Here is a 19,081-nt window from a genome sequence, read left to right on the forward strand (position 1 = left end):
TGTCCTCCTGTCAAATGCGCCTCGACCTGCTCGGTTCTCTTGATCCTCTCTTTTAAACTTTTATTGATATGGATATTTAAAAGGTCCGGTCAAGATAACTGTCGCATGTCGTCGTTGCTCTTGATCCTCCCTTTTAAACTTTGATTGATATGAAAACAAACTAGGAGCAGAGCTTCTAGTTTGTACTTATTTAAGTATTGGGGGATGAAATATGAATGTTTTAGTAATTGGCCGCGGTGGGCGTGAGCATGCTTTAGCTTGGAAGTTTGCGCAATCTGAAAAGGTGGAAAAGGTATATGTAGCACCTGGTAATGAAGGTATGCGCGATGTTGCAACACCAGTTGATATTGATGAAAATGATTTTGATGCATTAGTTTTATTTGCTAAAGAGAATAAGGTTGAATTAACTTTCGTTGGACCAGAAATTCCGCTTATGAATGGAATTGTTGATCGATTTAACGAAGAGGGACTTCGTGTGTTTGGCCCAAATAAGGCGGCTGCTGTTATTGAAGGTAGTAAGGCTTTTACGAAAGAATTGATGAAAAAATATGATATTCCAACTGCGGCATATGAAACTTTTACAAACTATGAAGAAGCAGTACAGTATATTCAAAAAGTTGGTGCGCCAATCGTTATTAAAGCTGACGGCCTAGCTGCTGGTAAAGGTGTAACGGTAGCAATGACGCTTGAAGAAGCATTACAAGCTGTGAAAGAGATGCTACAAGATGTGAAGTTCGGCGAAGCGAGCAAGAAGGTCGTTATTGAAGAGTTTTTAGATGGACAAGAATTTTCATTAATGGCATTTGTAAATGGAACAACTGTGCATCCGATGGTAATTGCGCAAGATCATAAACGAGCTTTTGATGGTGATAAAGGTCCAAATACAGGCGGAATGGGTGCGTATTCTCCAGTACCACAAATTTCGGAATCAGCAGTTCAAGAGGCGATAAAAACAGTATTACATCCAACTGCTAAAGCGATGATTGCAGAAAATCGATCGTTTACAGGGATTTTATATGCGGGACTTATTTTAACAAATGATGGCCCAAAGGTAATTGAATTTAATGCCCGCTTTGGCGATCCTGAAACGGAAGTAGTATTACCTCGCTTAGAAAATGATCTAGTTGATGTATGTAACGCTGTATTAGATGAAAGTGAATTAACGTTACAGTGGTCAGAGGAAGCGGTAATTGGTGTTGTACTTGCTTCGAAAGGATATCCGGAAGCATATAAAAAAGGTGACATTATTAAAGGATTAGATGCACTGGAAGATGTAATTGTTTTCCATTCAGGTACAGCGATGAAGCATGGTGACTTTGTAACAAATGGTGGCCGTGTACTATTTGTTGCTTGTAAGGCGGACAGTTTACAAGCAGCGAAAGATAAGGTGTATAAAGAAATCGGTAAAATTGAGAGTGATGGTCTATTTTACCGAAGTGATATAGGATATCGTGCAATTGGGCATGAGATGACGAGAAGCTAATATGTAAAAATCCCGCTGAGAAATCAGCGGGATTTTTTATGCATCTTTATCTTTTTTCAATTTTCCTTTTTGCTTTGCCATTTCTCGAAGCAAATATTCGATGTGTGCATTGACGCTACGAAACTCATCATTCGCCCATTTTTCGATGACAGCGTGTAATTCAGGATCAATACGTAATGGAAAGCTTTTCTTTTTAGCCATAATGATTTACAACCTTTTAGTATAGGCTTCCTGTATTAATAACTGGTTGCGCACCTTTATCTGAAACGATGGCAACTAATAAGTTGTTTACCATATTTGCTTTACGCTCGTCATCGAGTTCCAGTACGCCTTCCTCATCTAACATATGGATTGAATCTTTTGCCATCTTCACAGCACCTTCAACAATCTCTTTTCTAGCAGCTAATACTGCTTTTGCTTGTTGACGTTGGAGCATTGCATGGGCAATTTCTGTTGCGTAAGCTAAATGTGTTAAACGAGTTTCTAATACTTCTACGCCAGCGATTTCAAGGCGTGCTTCTAACTCACGTTTTAATTCTTCAGAGATTTCTTCCGTGTTTCCGCGTAACGTGATGCAAGTTTCATCTTGGAAATTGTCATAAGGATATTTTGTTGCAACGTGGCGGATTGCTGTTTCACTTTGAATTTCTACAAATCGATCGTAATGTTCAACACCGAACATTGCTTTTGCAGAATCAACAACTTTATATACGATAACGGCTGCAATTTCAATCGGATTTCCCTCAACATCGTTTACTTTTAATTTCTTACTATTAAAGTTTTCAACACGTAACGATACAGTTTGACGGAATGCGAAGGGAATTGTTAAAAATAAACCGTTTTGACGAATTGTTCCTAAATAATTACCGAAAAACGTAATGACTTTCGCTTGGTTGGGTTGAACAATACCAATACCTGTAGCAAGAACTGCGGCTAAAATAATAGTTAATGCTGCTCCTATGAAAATTTCTTGTATAAGGAAAAATACACCAATAGCGGCTAAAATCAAAATTCCAATAATCCCAAGAAAACCATTAACATAAAATACTTGTTTTTCTTTCATATGATCGCCTCCTGATATAAAAATGATATCACTTTTATATCATTTTAAGCAAGGTATTTACACCTAATTTTCTGAATTTTATTGATTGGGTACCTCTTATGTATATTTTAAGGTCTAAAATGAGAATGTACGTTCTGTTTTATGGTAAAATAAAGAAGACTTAACCGCCCACTGCAGCAGCTAAGTCCCTTTGAGAGCATCTTGCATCGTGACAAATGATTCAAAGCGGTTTTGCCAGGATTATATCTTCAATCGCTGACTCAATCTCTTTGTCAGAAGCGTCAAAACTTCCATTTGACCGTGGTTTGTCGTGATTGGAAGTTTGATTCACTTCTTCTTTAGCATGTCCCTTTTCAGTAAAATTCATGCTAGGCATTTTTAATGCCCCCATATTCATGTATTTTCCGAATTTCCACATTTCAACAACAGGGCAGAAACGAACAATTCCCTCTGCAATTTTCATTGCACCAATCCATAGCAATACGTTAGACCAAGTACACCACGGCTTGCGTACAAGTTTAGCGCTACTACAGCCGAAGAGGATAAGTCCGAGTGTAATTCGAATTAGGGCATTTATTGTACCGATGTTTTGCTTCATTAGAAAAACACTCCTTTTTATGAAAGTTGAAATAGATAATACTATTTCTTTTATTAGTATTCCGTGTGATTTTTGGGATATGTAATCCAACATTTGACGTTGAAAAAGATGTTGGAATGTGCGTGTGTGTAAGTAGCTTTTTTTGTTATAATGAAAGAATGCATAAAAGGAAGTTCAAAATTAAATCCTCTAGATTGAAAAAATGTGGAAGAGGGAATTCCAAACTTAATTCTCCGTTTTAAACAAATATTTAAGATGAAGTTAAAAAATCCTAATGAAAATAAACTGTTATTTTGAGCAGAAATATATAAATAGAGAAAAGAAAGGGTGTTTTCATGTACGATATTTCCGGGTGGAAACATGTATTTAAGCTTGATCCGAATAAGGAGTTAAGTGATGAACATTTAGAAATGATTTGTGAGTCTGGAACAGATGCTGTTATTGTAGGCGGAAGTGATGGAGTGACAATTGATAATGTACTACACATGCTAGTTAGCATTCGTAGATATGCGGTTCCTTGTGTGTTAGAGGTTTCTGATGTGGAAGCAATTACACCAGGATTTGATTTTTATTATATCCCAAGCGTTTTAAATAGCCGAAAAGTAGAATGGGTAACAGGCGTTCATCATGAGGCTTTGAAAGAATTTGGGGATATTATGGATTGGGATGAAATTTTCATGGAGGGGTATTGTGTTTTAAATCCTGAAGCGAAAGTAGCTCAGCTTACAGATGCGAAATGTGATGTAACAGAAGATGATGTGATTGCATATGCGCGTTTAGCAGACAAGCTATTACGTTTACCGATATTTTATTTAGAATATAGCGGTACGTATGGGGACAGTGAACTTGTTAAAAATGTAAAAGCAGAATTAAAACAAGCGAAGTTGTATTATGGCGGCGGTATTTCTAATGCTGAACAAGCGAAGGAAATGGCGCAATACGCTGATACAGTTGTTGTTGGAAATATTATTTATGATGATATAAAAGCAGCGTTAAAAACAGTTAAAGCAGTAAAAGGAGAGTAGGTGCAGGCGTATATGAGTAAGACAGACAGGTTATTAAATGGTTTAAATCCGCAGCAACAAAAAGCAGTACAAACAACGAATGGGCCACTTCTATTAATGGCAGGTGCAGGTAGTGGTAAAACACGTGTGTTAACACATCGTATTGCGTATTTACTTGGTGAAAAAGGTGTAGCACCATGGAATGTACTAGCTATTACCTTTACAAATAAAGCGGCTCGTGAAATGCGTGAGCGTATTGATACACTTGTCGGACCAGAAGCAGAAGATATTTGGATTTCTACGTTCCACTCTATGTGTGTACGTATTTTACGACGTGATATCGATCGTATTGGTATTAATCGTAACTTTACAATCTTAGATTCAGGCGATCAGTTAACGGTTGTGAAGAAAATCATGAAAGAACGTAATATTGATCCGAAGAAATTTGAGCCTCGCTCTATTTTAGCGGGTATTAGTAATGCGAAAAATGAATTGTTATCTGCAGATAAATATGCAAAGAAAATTACAATCGCTGATCCATATGAAAAATTAACGAGCGATGTATATACAGAATATCAAAAACGTCTTCTGAAAAATAATTCATTAGACTTTGATGATTTAATTATGACAACGATTCAGTTATTTGAACGTGTTCCAGAAGTACTAGAGTTTTATCAGCGCAAGTTCCAATATATTCACGTGGATGAGTATCAAGATACGAACAAAGCGCAGTACCTTCTTGTTAAACATTTAGCAGCACGGTTTAAAAATTTATGCGTTGTAGGTGACTCAGACCAGTCTATTTACCGCTGGCGCGGGGCTGACATTTCTAACATTTTGTCATTTGAAAAAGACTATGAGAATGCGCAAGTTATTCTGTTAGAACAAAACTATCGTTCGTCACAAAATATTTTAAATGCAGCGAATGCTGTTATTGAAAAAAATTCAAACCGTAAACCGAAGAAATTATGGACAGATAATCAAGTTGGAAGCAAAATCTCATATTACCGTGCTGCAACGGAAAAAGACGAAGCATATTTTGTTGCGAAAAAAATCCGTGACGATATTCAAATGGGTAAACGAAAATATACTGATTTTGCAGTGTTATATCGTACAAATGCGCAGTCTCGTATGGTCGAGGAGATTTTCCTGAAATCTAATATTCCTTACAAAATTGTCGGCGGTACGAAGTTCTACGATCGTAAAGAGATTAAGGACATTTTGGCGTATTTACGTTTAATTGGGAATCCAGATGATGAGATTAGTTTCGCACGTATTATTAACATGCCAAAGCGCGGAATTGGTGCGACTTCTATCGATAAAATTATTAATTACGGTGTACAAAATGGAATTTCATTAACTGCTGTATTCGATGAGATTGAGCATGTTGGAGTAAGTGCAAAAATTACAAAGGCAGTAAAAGAATTCGCAGGTTTATTACACAATTGGGTAAATATGCAAGAGTATTTATCTGTTACGGAATTGGTAGAAGAAGTTATTGAAAAAACAGGCTACCGTGATATGTTGAAAAACGAGCGTACTTTAGAAGCGGAAGGTCGTTTAGAGAACTTAGATGAGTTTTTATCTGTTACGCAAACATTTGAATCTCAAAGCGAAGATAAGAGCCTCGTTGCCTTCTTAACAGACTTAGCGCTTGTTGCTGATATTGATCGTGTCGATGAAGATCCAACTGCTGGTGAGGAAGTTATTTTAATGACGATGCACTCAGCGAAAGGGTTAGAGTTCCCAGTTGTCTTTATTGTTGGGTTAGAGGAAGGAATATTCCCGCATACTCGTTCTCTAATGGAAGAAGATGAAATGCAAGAAGAGCGTCGCCTTGCTTATGTAGGTATTACGCGTGCAGAAGAAGAGTTATATTTATCCAATGCACAAATGCGTACTTTATTTGGTAGAACAAGTATGAATGCCGCATCGCGATTTATTACAGAAATCCCGGCAGAGCTAGTGGAATCGTTAAATGAAACAGCGCCGAAGCGTGAAACATCGTTTGGTGCAAAAGGAAGAACGGCTAGTAGCAGTAGAACGACAACGACAACTACAACACGCTCTCGTTCAGCTTTCGCACGTCCGACGGCTAAGACGACAGGCGGCGAACAAATTGGCTGGGCAGTAGGAGATAAAGCTTCCCACCAAAAATGGGGAGTCGGTACAGTTGTCAGTGTAAAAGGTGAAGGTGATGCAAAAGAATTAGATATTGCGTTCCCAAGCCCAATTGGTGTTAAACGTTTGTTAGCAAAATTTGCACCTGTGACGAAACAATAGGAAAGGAATGAGGATATGTCAAAAGAGATAGCAAAACAACGTATAGAAGAATTGCGTGATTTGTTAAATACATTTAACTATCAGTATCACGTATTAGACAATCCTTCTGTTTCTGATGCGGAGTATGACCGTAATATGCAGGAGCTTATAAAATTAGAAGCAGAGAATCCAGAGTTTATGAGTGAAGACTCTCCCTCCATTCGCGTTGGGGGGACTGTTCTTGATATATTTGAAAAAGTAACACATAAGTCACCGATGTTAAGTTTAGGAAATGCATTTAACGAAGGAGATTTACGTGATTTCGACCGACGAGTACGCCAAGGAATTGATGATGCGAATGTAAGATATATATGCGAATTAAAAATTGACGGACTTGCTGTTTCACTTCATTATGAAAAAGGACGCTTCATTCAAGGGGCAACACGTGGTGATGGTGTAACAGGTGAAGATATTACCCAAAATTTAAAAACGATTAAAGCGATCCCGCTCCGTTTAAATGAAGAAGTAACGTTAGAAGCACGAGGCGAAGCTTATATGCCGAAGCGTTCATTCGTTAAGTTAAATGAAGAAAAAGAACAAAATGGTGAAGATGTATTTGCGAATCCGCGTAATGCGGCGGCAGGTTCAATACGCCAACTTGATCCAAAAATTGCAGCGAAGCGTAACTTATCTATGTTTGTGTATGGTCTTGCGAATGTAGAAGAAAAAACAATTCCATCACATAGTGAATCGCTGGATTTCTTAGGTGAACTTGGATTCAAAACAAATCCAAATCGACGTACATGTGAGACAATTGAAGAAGTTATAGCTTATGTAGAAGAATGGCAAGAAAAACGTCCGCATCTTGATTATGAGATTGATGGAATCGTTATAAAAGTAGATGATGTTGCTCTTCAAGAAAGTTTAGGAACTACAGCAAAGAGTCCAAGATGGGCAATTGCTTATAAATTCCCGGCTGAAGAAGTTGTAACAAGATTAACAGGCATTGAATTAAGTGTTGGTCGCACAGGAGTTGTAACACCGACAGCAGAGCTAGAGCCAGTGCGAGTAGCTGGTACTATCGTTCGTCGTGCTTCTTTACATAACGAAGATTTAATTCGTGAAAAGGACATTCGAATTGGTGACTATGTTGTAGTGAAGAAGGCTGGAGATATTATTCCTGAAGTTGTGAACGTTATTTTCGATAAGCGTACTGGTGAGGAAGAAGAATATCATATGCCAACGCATTGTCCAGCATGTGAGAGTGAACTAGTTCGTTTAGAAGAAGAAGTAGCACTTCGTTGTATAAATCCAACTTGTCCAGCTCAAATTCGAGAAGGGTTAATTCATTTCGTTTCAAGAAATGCAATGAATATTGATGGACTTGGAGAACGTGTCATTACACAACTCTTTGATGCGGATTATATTCGTACATTTGCTGATTTATATTCGTTGACGAAAGAGCAATTATTGCAGCTAGAACGATTCGGTGAAAAATCAGCAACGAATTTAGTGCAAGCAATTGAGAATTCTAAAGAAAACTCATTGGAGCGATTATTATTTGGCCTTGGTATTCGCCATGTCGGAGCAAAAGCAGCACGTACATTTGCAGAGCATTTCGAAACGATGGATGCGCTTGTGAAAGCAACGGAAGAAGAACTAAAAGCAATTAATGAGATTGGTGAAAAAATGGCTCAATCCGTCGTGACGTATTTTGATAATGAAGACGTATTAGAGTTATTACAACAATTTAAAGAGTATGGCGTGAATATGGCATACAAAGGTATAAAAATTGCTGATTTACAAAATGTTGAGTCGTACTTCGCAGGAAAAACTGTCGTTTTAACAGGTAAATTAGAAGTTATGGGACGTAGTGAAGCGAAGAAGAAGATTGAGGCATTAGGTGGAAAAGTCACAGGAAGTGTTAGTAAAAGTACGGATTTAGTTGTTGCAGGTGAAGCAGCAGGTTCGAAATTAGCACAAGCGGAGAAGCATAATGTTGAGGTTTGGAATGAAGAGAGGTTCTTACAAGAGCTAAATAAGTAAGAGGTGCAAACTTACCATGAAAAAAATAGCATTAGCGGTATTAAGCCTTGGTCTACTTGTAAGTGGATGTAGTGCAGGTGCCGATAAAGATGAAAAAGTGGCTGAGAAATCGGGGAAAGCAAAAGAACAAGCAATCGTTCCGAAGTACTCTATTTCGGATGAATATTATAAGACGACTATTCCATTTTATGGAGGAAACGCCCGTGGCTTAGTTGTGCAAGGAGTAAGTAATCGTCTTGATATAGATGAATTTGAAACAGGATTAATGCGTATTGCGAAAGAATCATTTAGTACGAAAGATAATGTTTTAAAAGGCGGAAAGTCCCTAAATACTCAGTATATACAGATGCTTGTTAAAAGAAAACGTACAGATGCAGAGCAAAAGGAACTAGAAAATACACTAAAAAAAGATGCGGTTAAATTCCCGAACATAGGGTTAAATCCCGCATTAGGTGCAGGATCCGAATCATTAGAGGCAAAAAATAAAAAAAATCCAATATATATTTCAAATATTTTAGAGCATGATTATTATGTGAACAAAGGCGAAAAAGATGAGCGTAGTGGCATTGTAGTCGGTTTAGCAATGAATTCGGTTCATTATTATGAGGAAGAGCATGGGTATCCGCGTGAGGCTGCGATTTCGAATGAAAAAATGTTAGCTGAAGGGAAAAAAATGGCGCCAGAAATCTTGAAAGTTATGCATCAACAAGATCCTGAAACAAAAAACCTTCCGATAACATTTGCAATTTATCGTCAGGCTCCGAAGTCTTCGCTCGTACCAGGTAACTTTGTTTCTTATGCGAATGTTGAAAAAGGCAGTGAAACGGTTGAGGATTGGAAACAAATTAATGAGAAATATTATTTGTTCCCATCTGAACAAGCGAAAACAGATAATAAACGTGAAGACCTTGCGAGAGTATCGAACTTTAAAGCAAAACTAAGCGATTATTTCCAAGGCGACTATACAGCTGTTATCGGTACTGGTATGTATAGAGATGATGAATTAAGAGAAATAAAGCTTGATATTCCTGTCCAGTTTAATGGGAAAGCAGAAATAATTGGTTTTACACAATATGTAGCTGGGCTTGTTATGGAATACTTCCCGAATTATATGAAAGTACAAGTAACGATTAAATCTGTAGAACGTCCAGAAGCGATTATTATACGTGAAGCGAAGCAAGATGAACCATTTGTGAAAATTTTAGATTAAATAGAAGGGCCGTTCCTTTATGGAACGGCTTTTTTTCTTGGGTAATTTTGTTATAATTTAAAATGTTATAAATAATGGGGGTAAGGGGTAAAGCACATGGACGAATTAAGTTTTCAAGTCATTATTTTATTAATTGCATTCGGCTTTTTAGCAGCTTTTATTGATTCAGTTGTTGGCGGTGGAGGATTAATTTCGCTTCCAGCACTTATGTTTGTTGGTTTACCACCAGCTTCGGCAATTGCAACGAATAAATTAGCTGCAACGATGGGGACGTTTACGAGTGCAGTTTATTTTATTCGATCAGGAAAGGTCGATTTTAAAATTGTAGGAAAGTTAATCCCGTTAACTGTTATAGGAGCGGTCGCAGGCGCTTTAGTAGTAAAGTTTATTCCGCCGGATATTTTACGTCCGTTAGTGCTTGTGATGTTGGTGTTTATTGCCATTTATATTATTGCAAAAAAGGATTGGGGAAGTGTATCTACCTATAAGAAGATGACGAAAAGAAAAACATTAATATTTTTCTTTGTTATTTTAATGATAGGGTTTTACGATGGATTTTTTGGACCAGGGACAGGATCCTTTTTAATTTTTGCATTTTTATTAGTTGGTTTGGATTTTATTCAAGCGGCAGCATCTGGAAAACTTTTGAACTTTGTTAGTAATATCGTATCTTTAATTACTTTTTTATTTTTAGACGTAATTCATTTTGAATACGGTATTATTATGGGATTGTCGATGATTTTTGGCGCTTATTTTGGATCGAAGTTTGCAGTCCAAAAAGGTGTTGGATATGTAAGAACTTTATTTTTGTTAGTAACTATTTTATTGATTGGAAAAAACATTTTGGAATATACTCATATTTTGTAGAGTTATACGTATGTATAACTCTATTTTTTTATTATATTTTAAAAATTAATTAATTTTTAAAATATAAGTCTAGGAATATTTGAATAAATCTAAATTATCGTGTAGAATAATGTTGTAAAATGTAAACGTTTTTCTAAGGGGAGGCTAAAAAGAATGGTAGTAGCATACAAACATGAGCCATTTACAGATTTTTCAGTGGAGGCTAACAAATTAGCGTTTGAAGAAGGTTTAAAGAAAGTAGAATCTTATCTTGGACAAGACTATCCATTAATTATTGGGGGAGAAAAAATCACTACAGAAGACAAAATTGTTTCTGTAAACCCTGCAAATAAAGAGGAACTTGTTGGTCGCGTTTCAAAAGCAAGCCGTGAGTTAGCTGAAAAAGCAATGCAAGTAGCGGATGAAACATTCCAAACTTGGAGAAAATCAAAGCCAGAAATGCGTGCAGACATTTTATTCCGTGCTGCAGCAATCGTTCGTCGCAGAAAGCATGAATTCTCTGCTATTCTTGTAAAAGAAGCAGGTAAACCATGGAATGAGGCAGATGCTGATACAGCAGAAGCAATCGACTTTATGGAATATTATGGTCGTCAAATGTTAAAATTAAAAGACGGAATTCCAGTAGAAAGCCGTCCAATTGAATATAATCGTTTCTCTTACATTCCATTAGGAGTAGGTGTTATCATTTCTCCTTGGAACTTCCCATTCGCAATTATGGCAGGTATGACAACAGCTGCTTTAGTTTCTGGTAACACAGTATTACTAAAACCAGCTAGTACAACTCCTGTAGTAGCAGCGAAATTCATGGAAGTGTTAGAAGAAGCTGGCTTACCAGCTGGCGTAGTAAACTTCGTTCCAGGTAATGGTTCTGAAGTTGGTGACTACTTAGTAGATCACCCTCGTACACGTTTCGTGAGCTTCACTGGATCTCGTGATGTAGGTATCCGTATTTATGAGCGTGCAGCGAAAGTAAACCCAGGCCAAATTTGGTTAAAACGCGTTATCGCTGAAATGGGTGGTAAAGATACAATCGTTGTTGATAAAGAAGCAGATCTTGAATTAGCAGCTAAATCTATCGTAGCATCAGCATTCGGATTCTCAGGACAAAAATGTTCTGCATGTTCTCGTGCAGTAATCCATGAAGATGTATACGATTACGTATTAAATCGTGCTGTTGAATTAACGAAAGAATTAACAGTTGCTAATCCAGCTGTTTTAGGTACAAACATGGGTCCTGTTAATGACCAAGCTGCATTTGATAAAGTGATGAGCTATGTTGCAATTGGTAAAGAAGAAGGTAGAATCTTAACAGGTGGCGAAGGAGACGATTCTAAAGGCTGGTTCATCCAACCAACAATCGTTGCTGACGTTGCAGAAGATGCTCGCTTAATGAAAGAAGAAATCTTCGGACCAGTAGTAGCATTCTGTAAAGCAAAAGACTTTGATCATGCACTTGCAATTGCAAACAATACAGAATACGGTTTAACAGGTGCTGTTGTTACTAATAACCGTGACCATATTGAAAAAGCACGTGAAGAATTCCATGTGGGTAACTTATACTTCAACCGTGGATGTACTGGTGCAATCGTAGGTTACCAACCATTCGGTGGCTTTAACATGTCTGGTACAGACTCTAAAGCTGGTGGCCCTGACTACTTAGCACTTCACATGCAAGCAAAAACTACTTCTGAAACTTTATAAGAAATAGTAGAAGAGATCTTCGCAGTCTGCGAAGATCTCTTTTTTTTTTTTTTTTTGAAAAAATTTCTATATATGGATTAAGATAGATATAAGTAGAGAAACTAATAATGTAATAAGGTTTACTTCAGTAAATAAGGTATATTATATTTGTTGAATAGATTCTCTTTAAAGACAAGAAAAGTAGGTGAACAAAGTGGGAAAATATCAATTGGATTACAAAAGTCAGGTATCTGTGGCAAAGTTTCATGAAAAACAGACGCCTGCCAAATTTGATAAAAAGCAGCAAATTGAAAAATTGCGTGCGGAGTATTTGAAAAAGAAGCAAAAACAAACAGATAAATAATATGTTACGTTTTTAATAGGAGAAACTAGTTCTAATTACCGTATATTACCATTCGATAATTAGAACTAGCTAAATCCTATTAATATCGGGATAAACATGTAAATAGAAACAAAACAATGAGAAAAGTTGACTTATTAGTCATATTTTTTAGTATTCATTTTAAGGATTTCCTGTATAATACAATTTGAAAGAAAATCTATGGTTTGACAAGAAACACTCTTTTCGGTTTTGCTCATTGAAGGGAGTGTTTTTTTGTAGCCACAAACTCCTCTGTACTCATTACAGTTGCGTATACTCCATTTAAACTAGCCAAAATTGTGTTATGAATATAAACGGCTGGTATAGTAGCATTCTTAAAAGAAAGATCTTTTGTAGCACAAGCATCATGTATAACGGTACATGGAAAGCCGAAATCAAAAGCAGCCCTTACGGTAGCATCAATACACATATGAGTCATCATCCCGCATATGACGACGTGTTCAATGTCTAAACGTTGTAATTGTTCTAGAAGATCAGTTTCGCGAAAACTATTTGGATAATGTTTGAGTATAACGGTTTCTTCTCTAAGTGGACGTACGCTTTCATGAATATGTACACCCTCTGTATTGGGTAGGAAAAAAGTAGCGTCATCTTTTATTGCTACATGTTGGATATGAAAAATAGGTTCGTTTTTCGTTCTAAAGAGTTGTAGCAGCTGACGAGCATATTTGCTTGCTTCTATTGGATTACGCAATTCCATCTTTCCGTGTTGAAAATAATCATTTTGAATATCAACGAGTAAAAGAGCTGTTTTCATATATTTATCTTCCTCCGGTTTCATATTCAAATAATGGTATTCAATTTATAGAGGTGATTCTCCTTTTAAAAAAATATGAAGGAGAAGAATTTTACATAACTTTAAAAAGCAATATTATATTGTGATTTTTTATTTGAAAATTTTAATAGAGAAATAATTAATATTTTTCTAAAAAATGTATTGACTCTTATTATTCTGAGTTCTATAATGAGAATTAATTAAACGACAATTAAATCGATACATTCTTATCCAGAGAGGTGGAGGGACTGGCCCTACGATACCTCAGCAACGGGTTTTTTAATACCGTGCTAACTCCAGCAAGCCTTATAAAAGGCTTGGAAGATGAGAAGATGTGACCGAGTACATATAAGTGCTCTCCTTCTTATCTTTACGGTTGATAAGAAGGAGAGCACTTTTTATTTTACCTCGAAAGCTCTACTTCAAGTTTTTACAGCATATAGGAGGGGAAAAAATGATTTCTTTTAACAACGTAAGTAAAGTATATGAATCAGGTGGGCAATCTGTTCATGCGGTGGAGGATGTAACATTATCAGTTGAGAAGGGCGAAATTTTTGGCATTATCGGTTTTAGTGGCGCTGGAAAGAGTACGTTATTACGCCTAGTAAATATGTTAGAGAGACCAACGGCGGGAACGATTTCAATAGATGATAAAGATATTACATCACTATCGACGAAAGAATTACGGAAGCTAAGACAAAGAATCGGGATGATTTTTCAAAGTTTTAATTTATTTAATTCAAGAACAGTGTTTGGGAATATTGCTTATCCATTAAGGTTAGCGAAAGTACCAAAAAATGAGATAAAAGAAAGAGTAAATGAACTGCTAAAGTTTGTAGGATTAGAAGATAAAGCAAACTATTATCCAGAGCAACTATCAGGCGGACAAAAGCAGCGTGTTGGCATTGCAAGAGCTCTTGCAACATCGCCAGACATTCTTATATGTGATGAGGCAACATCAGCTTTAGATCCAGAAACAACGACAGAAATTTTGAACTTATTAAAGAAAGTAAATCGAGAATACAATGTAACAATTCTTCTTATTACACATGAAATGCATGTTGTGAAAGAAATTTGTCACCGTGTAGCTGTAATGGAGAAGGGAAAGGTTATTGAAGAAGGAAAACTGTTTGATGTTTTCACACAACCAAAAACAAAGACAACTCAAAACTTTGTACGCTCCATTATTAATGATCATTTACCGGAAAGTGTTCTAGGGAAAATTCAAAATGGTGGACAGATTTATCGCTTAACATTTACTGGGGAAGAGACAGGGCAGCCGGTACTATCATATATCGCGAAAAACTATAACGTCGATGTAAACGTACTGTATGGAAATATTATTGAACTCCAAAATGTGCTATTTGGAAATCTTCTTGTAGAATTGCAAGGTGAACAGAAGGAAATTCAAAAAGCATTACAACATCTAAGACTGCAAGTGCAGCTGAAGGAGGTAGAAGCTCATGCGAGTTGATTGGAGTATATTTTGGCCTCGCATAGTAGATGCGACGGGGGATACCCTCTTAATGGTAATCGTAACCCTTATATTTGCTACAATTCTTGGTATACCCCTAGGTTTACTGTTGTATGTAACGAGGAAAGGAAACTTTTTAGAAAATAAATGGGTCTTTTCTATTCTTAATATCATTATTAATACAATTCGTCCGGTTCCATTCATCATCTTCTTAGTAGCTTTAAGCCCACTAACAAGAAGTGTTATCGGAACGACGATTGGAACAGCAGCAGCAATCTTTCCAATGACGTTAGTTGCGTCAATTGGTATTGCTAGAATGGTTGAAACAAATCTTGTTTCAGTTCCAAAGGGAGTCATTGAAGCAGCTCAAGCGATGGGTGCTTCACCATTTAGAATTGTTTTTGAAATTCTTGTACCAGAAGCGTTAGCGCCATTGATTTTAGGTGTTACGTTTATGACAGTTGGTTTAATTGAATTTTCTGCAGTTGCTGGGCTTGTCGGTGGTGGCGGTCTTGGTGACTTAGCGATGACATATGGTTATCAACGTTTTGATACATCAGTTATGTTCGTAACGGTCGTTTTACTTATTATTCTCGTACAGGTAGCTCAAAATTTAGGAAACTACTTTGCGAAAGTCTTTTTACGTAGATCATAAAAAGGAAGAGGGGAAAAGAAAATGAAGAAAATTTTAGCATTTGCATTATCAGCGATTGTAGGAATTTCAGCGTTAAGCGGCTGCTCAAGTGGAGACACGGGGGTAGGAGCAAAAGAGAAAGTAGTTCGCGTTGGCGTAACCGGAACAGATGGAGACGCTTGGGAAATTTTAAAGAAAAAAGCTGAAAAAGAGGGAATTAAAATTAAACTGGTTGAGTTCTCTGATTACACAACGCCAAATAAAGCGTTAGCTGATGGAGATATTGAACTAAACTCATTCCAGCACGTTGCTTTCTTAGAGCAATTTAAAAAAGAGCATAAGTTAGATATTACAGCTGTCGGTACAACGCAAATTGCACCAATGGGCTTATACTCTGAAAAATATAAGAAGGCAAATGAAATTCCAGATGGTTCAGAAATTGCGATTCCAAATGATCCAACGAACCAAGCTCGTGCATTAAAACTTCTTGATGCAGCTGGATTATTAAAGCTTAAGAAAGACTTTGGCTTATTCGGAGATCCAAGTGGCATTGCTGAAAATCCGAAGAAGTTAAAAATTACACCGGTTATCGCACAGCAAACACCTCGTGTATTAAAAGATGTTGCAGCTTCAGTTATTAATAACGGTGTTGCTGGTCAAGCTGGATTAGATCCAGCGAAGGATCCAATTTTCTTAGAAGATCCAAAGAATGAAAATGCGAAGCCATATATTAATATTTTCGCAGCTCGTACAAAAGATAAAGATGATCCAACACTGAAAAAAGTAATTGAACTATATCATTCAAAAGAAGTAACAGATGCAATTAAGAAAGAAACAAATGATGGTTCCATTTCAGTAGATCTTTCACTTGAGGAGCTTGAAAAAATCGTAAAATAATTATCGGGTTTAACGATTAACAGTAGGAACCCCTCCGCTGTTAGCTCGTTCAACATATAATCTACTTAACAAACAAAACCCTAATTCTGTACCTTCCAATTCTGTATAACGTAGAATCCAATGTTTGTTAAGTAGAGTGATGGACCAGGAGTTTTCCTGGTCTTTTTTTATGAATGAAAGTAGCTAGCGAATAGTAAGGTAATCCAAATTATAAAAGGGTAAGCAAATAAGCTGAAAATGAGTGTAATTATGAATTGTTTTTTATGAATGAGGTGTTTTTCGAATGAAAAAAAGAAAATAGAAAAAATCATAATGAAAACGGCTGATATTACGCCAGGATTATATGAACGATAAATGAAAAACAAAATAATATGTTGAACAGAGTTGAAGAATATCGCCCCCTGTATAAAAATAATCCAGTATATAGAAGACAAGAAGTTTAGTTGATATAGAAAGACGATAAGTAAGACAAAGATTGTTAATACGAAAATCGCAATGAAAAATTGTCGGCTTGTTATAAAATGAATTGAAAATTGATTAGCAAGATATTGTGGCATTTGAAAAGATTCTTCAAGGTTATGAACGAAAAATAATAAAGGAATGATCCAGGGTATAATAGTTGAATGTTTTTTCATCAACTTACATCACTCCAATAAAATATAGAAAGCCTAAAAAAGGCCCTCTATACAGGGATAGTTATTCAATTATGATACTTTTTAAATTATCCTCATGATGCTCTTGTTTTTTCGGATAAGTAGCTAGTTCCTCTTGCAAAATGTTTAGTGCTTGCTTAGCTGATTGCTGGATTGGGGCAGGTAACTCTTCTAATATATTCATACCGACTTTTATTTTTGTACGAATTACCTTCCTTAGTAGTTCCTCACGCATGCACTACACCTCCAAATCGAATGTTTAGTACATCATCTTCGAATTTTGCTCCTTGAATAGAAAGGTGTGTTAACGTTTTTGGTAATGTGATGTTCCGTTTCACAGAACCTGAACGAATGATAAGTTCATCACCTTTTTGATTTAATGAAAGTTCACTTTTGTTTGAGAAGGGAATGGAGAGAACGAAAATATACTCATCGCCATCTTTTTTTACATATTGAGTGCGACCGTTAAATTTCACTTCCGTAGGAGAAGAATCTGATTTAAATAAAGCATCTCCTACACGCTCTAACATAGACAAACCGACAACCTCTTGTTCAAACATAGGAGCTTCGTAAATAGGAAGCGGCTGAAAACTATCTTGAATCAATGTTTTATATTTCTTTTGAGTATCTTTCCATGCTTGAAAATAAGGATCGGTGACAGTGTTAGGGATGACGCGATTAATCATAATGGCATCCACGTTATAATCGTATAAGTTTAAATACGTAAAGCTGCGCTGAGCTTCTTTAATGACCATCTTTTCAGGATTTACAACGATGCGGATACTTGTTATGTCTCGGTTTGATAAAATATCTCTCATTTCTCCAAGTTGTTCAAGTGTATTCGTTAATTCGTCCATAATATCATCGGTTGGAAGGGGGACACCAAGAAGTGGTTGAGCTACAGGACGAACAACTTTTAAAACTTTTCTTTTAATAGGAAAGAGTTTTTCCATCCACCAGCCGAGCATGTCTGGAAAGCTGAGCATTGCTAATGTTTCTCCTGTTGGAGCACAATCAATGATAATAACATCATATGTGTTTTGTTTATAATAATCGAGTACGCGAAGTAAGCTAATTAAATCTTCCATACCAGGAAACATCGTTAATTCTTCTGTTGTAATATCATCAGCTGCTTTGGAGGTGAAGAGTAGCGTAATATATTTCTGTAATTTCCCCCAGCCTTTTTCCATCTCATAAATCGTATTAATTTCTTGTGCCCACAAATTTTCACGAATTGCTAATGGCTCAGAAGATAGCTTTATACCAAATGAATCTCCTAAACTATGAGCAGGATCTGTACTCATTACTAATGTTTTTAATCCTTGTTTTGCGCTTTGAAGTGCTGTTGCTGCTGAAATGCTAGTTTTTCCTACGCCGCCTTTACCTGTATACAAAATAATTCTCATTATTCTATCCCCTTTGTTTCGAGTATCGAATATTACGAGTTCCGAAATAAAATGTTGAATAAAAACCCAACTAGGGTTTTATTCAATCGGAATGTTTTTCATTTTAGGTGTAGAAACCTTTTCTTCTGTTTTTTGCTGTGACGTAGCAATGTGATTCATGATCTTTTGGAAGATTTGTAGTAAGAATGCTTTTTCTTCTTCTGATAATGCTTCTGTCACTAGGTTAAAGTAATGGGCTGCATTTTGTTTTACTTCTTGAACGAGCATTACGCCGTTTTCTGTTAAACGAATTAATACAATGCGTCGGTCGTTTTCATCACGGTACCTTTCAATATATCCCTTTTTTACGAGGCGATTTACAACACCTGTCGTTGTACTCATCGGTATATCAAGAAGGTCAGCGATTTTTGTCATTGTAATATCTGTATTTCGCTCCATCCAAAGTAAACAAAATACTTCTGTTTTAGAAAGTGTTAAATCTAGGCTTACCCATTCTTCAGGATAAAAAAGTTTCTTGGCGTTATCTAGCAGTAAGTCTAAAAAATGTTCGTATTGCAACAATTATTTCCACTCCCGTATATTTCGAGGTTCGTAATATTTGTTTTTATTTTATGCAGAATTGAAAT

The 19,081-nt window shown here is 36.4% G+C and carries 19 protein-coding genes and 1 riboswitch; of the genes, 11 read left to right on the forward strand and 8 right to left on the reverse strand.

The window, feature by feature from the left end:
* Window positions 1-211 precede the first annotated feature (211 nt).
* On the forward strand, window positions 212-1,483 hold the full coding sequence (purD, locus tag AC1DMU_RS20230; RefSeq protein WP_088061527.1) for a phosphoribosylamine--glycine ligase: 1,272 nt from the start codon (window positions 212-214) through the stop codon (window positions 1,481-1,483).
* A 36-nt stretch (window positions 1,484-1,519) separates the two neighbouring features.
* Here the strand turns inward: purD and AC1DMU_RS20235 are convergent, their stop codons facing one another.
* The 3 genes from AC1DMU_RS20235 to AC1DMU_RS20245 form a co-directional block, all read right to left on the reverse strand.
* Window positions 1,520-1,684 carry a type II toxin-antitoxin system antitoxin gene (locus tag AC1DMU_RS20235; protein ID WP_001085171.1) on the reverse strand — a complete coding sequence of 55 codons (165 nt, stop codon included), beginning with the start codon at window positions 1,682-1,684 and terminating at the stop codon, window positions 1,520-1,522.
* A gap of 16 nt (window positions 1,685-1,700) precedes the next feature.
* On the reverse strand, window positions 1,701-2,546 hold the full coding sequence (locus AC1DMU_RS20240; protein ID WP_000660678.1) for an SPFH domain-containing protein: 846 nt from the start codon (window positions 2,544-2,546) through the stop codon (window positions 1,701-1,703).
* A 220-nt stretch (window positions 2,547-2,766) separates the two neighbouring features.
* A complete protein-coding gene (locus tag AC1DMU_RS20245; RefSeq protein ID WP_073518066.1) occupies window positions 2,767-3,144 on the reverse strand; it encodes a YgaP family membrane protein in 378 nt (125 codons plus the stop codon).
* A gap of 335 nt (window positions 3,145-3,479) precedes the next feature.
* Here AC1DMU_RS20245 and pcrB point away from each other — a divergent pair, with 335 nt between their 5' ends.
* The 7 genes from pcrB (at window position 3,480) to AC1DMU_RS20280 (ending at window position 12,577) form a co-directional block, all read left to right on the forward strand.
* Complete coding sequence (gene pcrB, locus AC1DMU_RS20250) at window positions 3,480-4,169, forward strand: heptaprenylglyceryl phosphate synthase (RefSeq protein WP_000272087.1); 690 nt, start codon at window positions 3,480-3,482, stop codon at window positions 4,167-4,169.
* 12 nt (window positions 4,170-4,181) lie between these two features.
* Window positions 4,182-6,431 carry a DNA helicase PcrA gene (gene pcrA / locus AC1DMU_RS20255; RefSeq protein ID WP_142291662.1) on the forward strand — a complete coding sequence of 750 codons (2,250 nt, stop codon included), beginning with the start codon at window positions 4,182-4,184 and terminating at the stop codon, window positions 6,429-6,431.
* A gap of 15 nt (window positions 6,432-6,446) precedes the next feature.
* The gene (gene ligA, locus AC1DMU_RS20260; protein ID WP_000031462.1) at window positions 6,447-8,456 is read left to right on the forward strand and encodes an NAD-dependent DNA ligase LigA; all 2,010 of its coding nucleotides are present in this window, start codon (window positions 6,447-6,449) and stop codon (window positions 8,454-8,456) included.
* Window positions 8,457-8,472: 16 nt separating this feature from the next.
* Window positions 8,473-9,666, forward strand: a complete 1,194-nt coding sequence (locus AC1DMU_RS20265; protein WP_088061530.1) for a CamS family sex pheromone protein — start codon at window positions 8,473-8,475, stop codon at window positions 9,664-9,666.
* A gap of 96 nt (window positions 9,667-9,762) precedes the next feature.
* Entirely contained in the window at window positions 9,763-10,533 is a 771-nt protein-coding gene (locus tag AC1DMU_RS20270) for a TSUP family transporter (RefSeq protein ID WP_048567196.1), read from the forward strand.
* A 153-nt stretch (window positions 10,534-10,686) separates the two neighbouring features.
* The gene (pruA, locus tag AC1DMU_RS20275) at window positions 10,687-12,234 is read left to right on the forward strand and encodes an L-glutamate gamma-semialdehyde dehydrogenase (protein ID WP_087982225.1); all 1,548 of its coding nucleotides are present in this window, start codon (window positions 10,687-10,689) and stop codon (window positions 12,232-12,234) included.
* Between the two features lie 193 nt (window positions 12,235-12,427).
* Window positions 12,428-12,577 (forward strand): hypothetical protein, encoded by a 150-nt coding sequence (locus AC1DMU_RS20280; RefSeq protein WP_000521654.1) that lies wholly within the window; start codon window positions 12,428-12,430, stop codon window positions 12,575-12,577.
* 232 nt (window positions 12,578-12,809) lie between these two features.
* On the opposite strand, the gene AC1DMU_RS20285 is transcribed toward AC1DMU_RS20280, so the two are convergent.
* Complete coding sequence (locus AC1DMU_RS20285) at window positions 12,810-13,373, reverse strand: cysteine hydrolase family protein (protein ID WP_088061531.1); 564 nt, start codon at window positions 13,371-13,373, stop codon at window positions 12,810-12,812.
* A 242-nt stretch (window positions 13,374-13,615) separates the two neighbouring features.
* Window positions 13,616-13,722, forward strand: a riboswitch (SAM riboswitch).
* A 123-nt stretch (window positions 13,723-13,845) separates the two neighbouring features.
* Here AC1DMU_RS20285 and AC1DMU_RS20290 point away from each other — a divergent pair.
* The 3 genes from AC1DMU_RS20290 to AC1DMU_RS20300 are packed head-to-tail and all read left to right on the forward strand — an operon-like array spanning window position 13,846 to window position 16,396.
* Window positions 13,846-14,865: a methionine ABC transporter ATP-binding protein gene (locus AC1DMU_RS20290; protein WP_046953719.1), complete on the forward strand. Its 1,020-nt coding sequence runs from the start codon at window positions 13,846-13,848 to the stop codon at window positions 14,863-14,865.
* Window positions 14,855-15,520: a methionine ABC transporter permease gene (locus AC1DMU_RS20295; protein WP_001261880.1), complete on the forward strand. Its 666-nt coding sequence runs from the start codon at window positions 14,855-14,857 to the stop codon at window positions 15,518-15,520. Before AC1DMU_RS20290 ends, AC1DMU_RS20295 begins: the two co-directional genes overlap by 11 nt.
* 21 nt (window positions 15,521-15,541) lie before the next feature.
* A complete protein-coding gene (locus tag AC1DMU_RS20300; RefSeq protein WP_088061533.1) occupies window positions 15,542-16,396 on the forward strand; it encodes a MetQ/NlpA family ABC transporter substrate-binding protein in 855 nt (284 codons plus the stop codon).
* A gap of 167 nt (window positions 16,397-16,563) precedes the next feature.
* Here AC1DMU_RS20300 and AC1DMU_RS20305 read toward each other — a convergent pair whose 3' ends face one another.
* From AC1DMU_RS20305 to AC1DMU_RS20320, 4 genes are all read right to left on the reverse strand, one after another.
* Window positions 16,564-17,031 carry an HXXEE domain-containing protein gene (locus tag AC1DMU_RS20305; RefSeq protein ID WP_046958899.1) on the reverse strand — a complete coding sequence of 156 codons (468 nt, stop codon included), beginning with the start codon at window positions 17,029-17,031 and terminating at the stop codon, window positions 16,564-16,566.
* Between the two features lie 61 nt (window positions 17,032-17,092).
* A complete protein-coding gene (locus AC1DMU_RS20310; RefSeq protein WP_087982231.1) occupies window positions 17,093-17,284 on the reverse strand; it encodes a DUF3926 domain-containing protein in 192 nt (63 codons plus the stop codon).
* On the reverse strand, window positions 17,277-18,458 hold the full coding sequence (locus AC1DMU_RS20315) for an ArsA family ATPase (protein WP_088061535.1): 1,182 nt from the start codon (window positions 18,456-18,458) through the stop codon (window positions 17,277-17,279). Before AC1DMU_RS20315 ends, AC1DMU_RS20310 begins: the two co-directional genes overlap by 8 nt.
* A 75-nt stretch (window positions 18,459-18,533) precedes the next feature.
* On the reverse strand, window positions 18,534-19,016 hold the full coding sequence (locus AC1DMU_RS20320; protein ID WP_000942477.1) for a MarR family winged helix-turn-helix transcriptional regulator: 483 nt from the start codon (window positions 19,014-19,016) through the stop codon (window positions 18,534-18,536).
* Window positions 19,017-19,081: the final 65 nt, after the last annotated feature.

This window comes from Bacillus sp. 01N45, assembly GCF_056399205.1.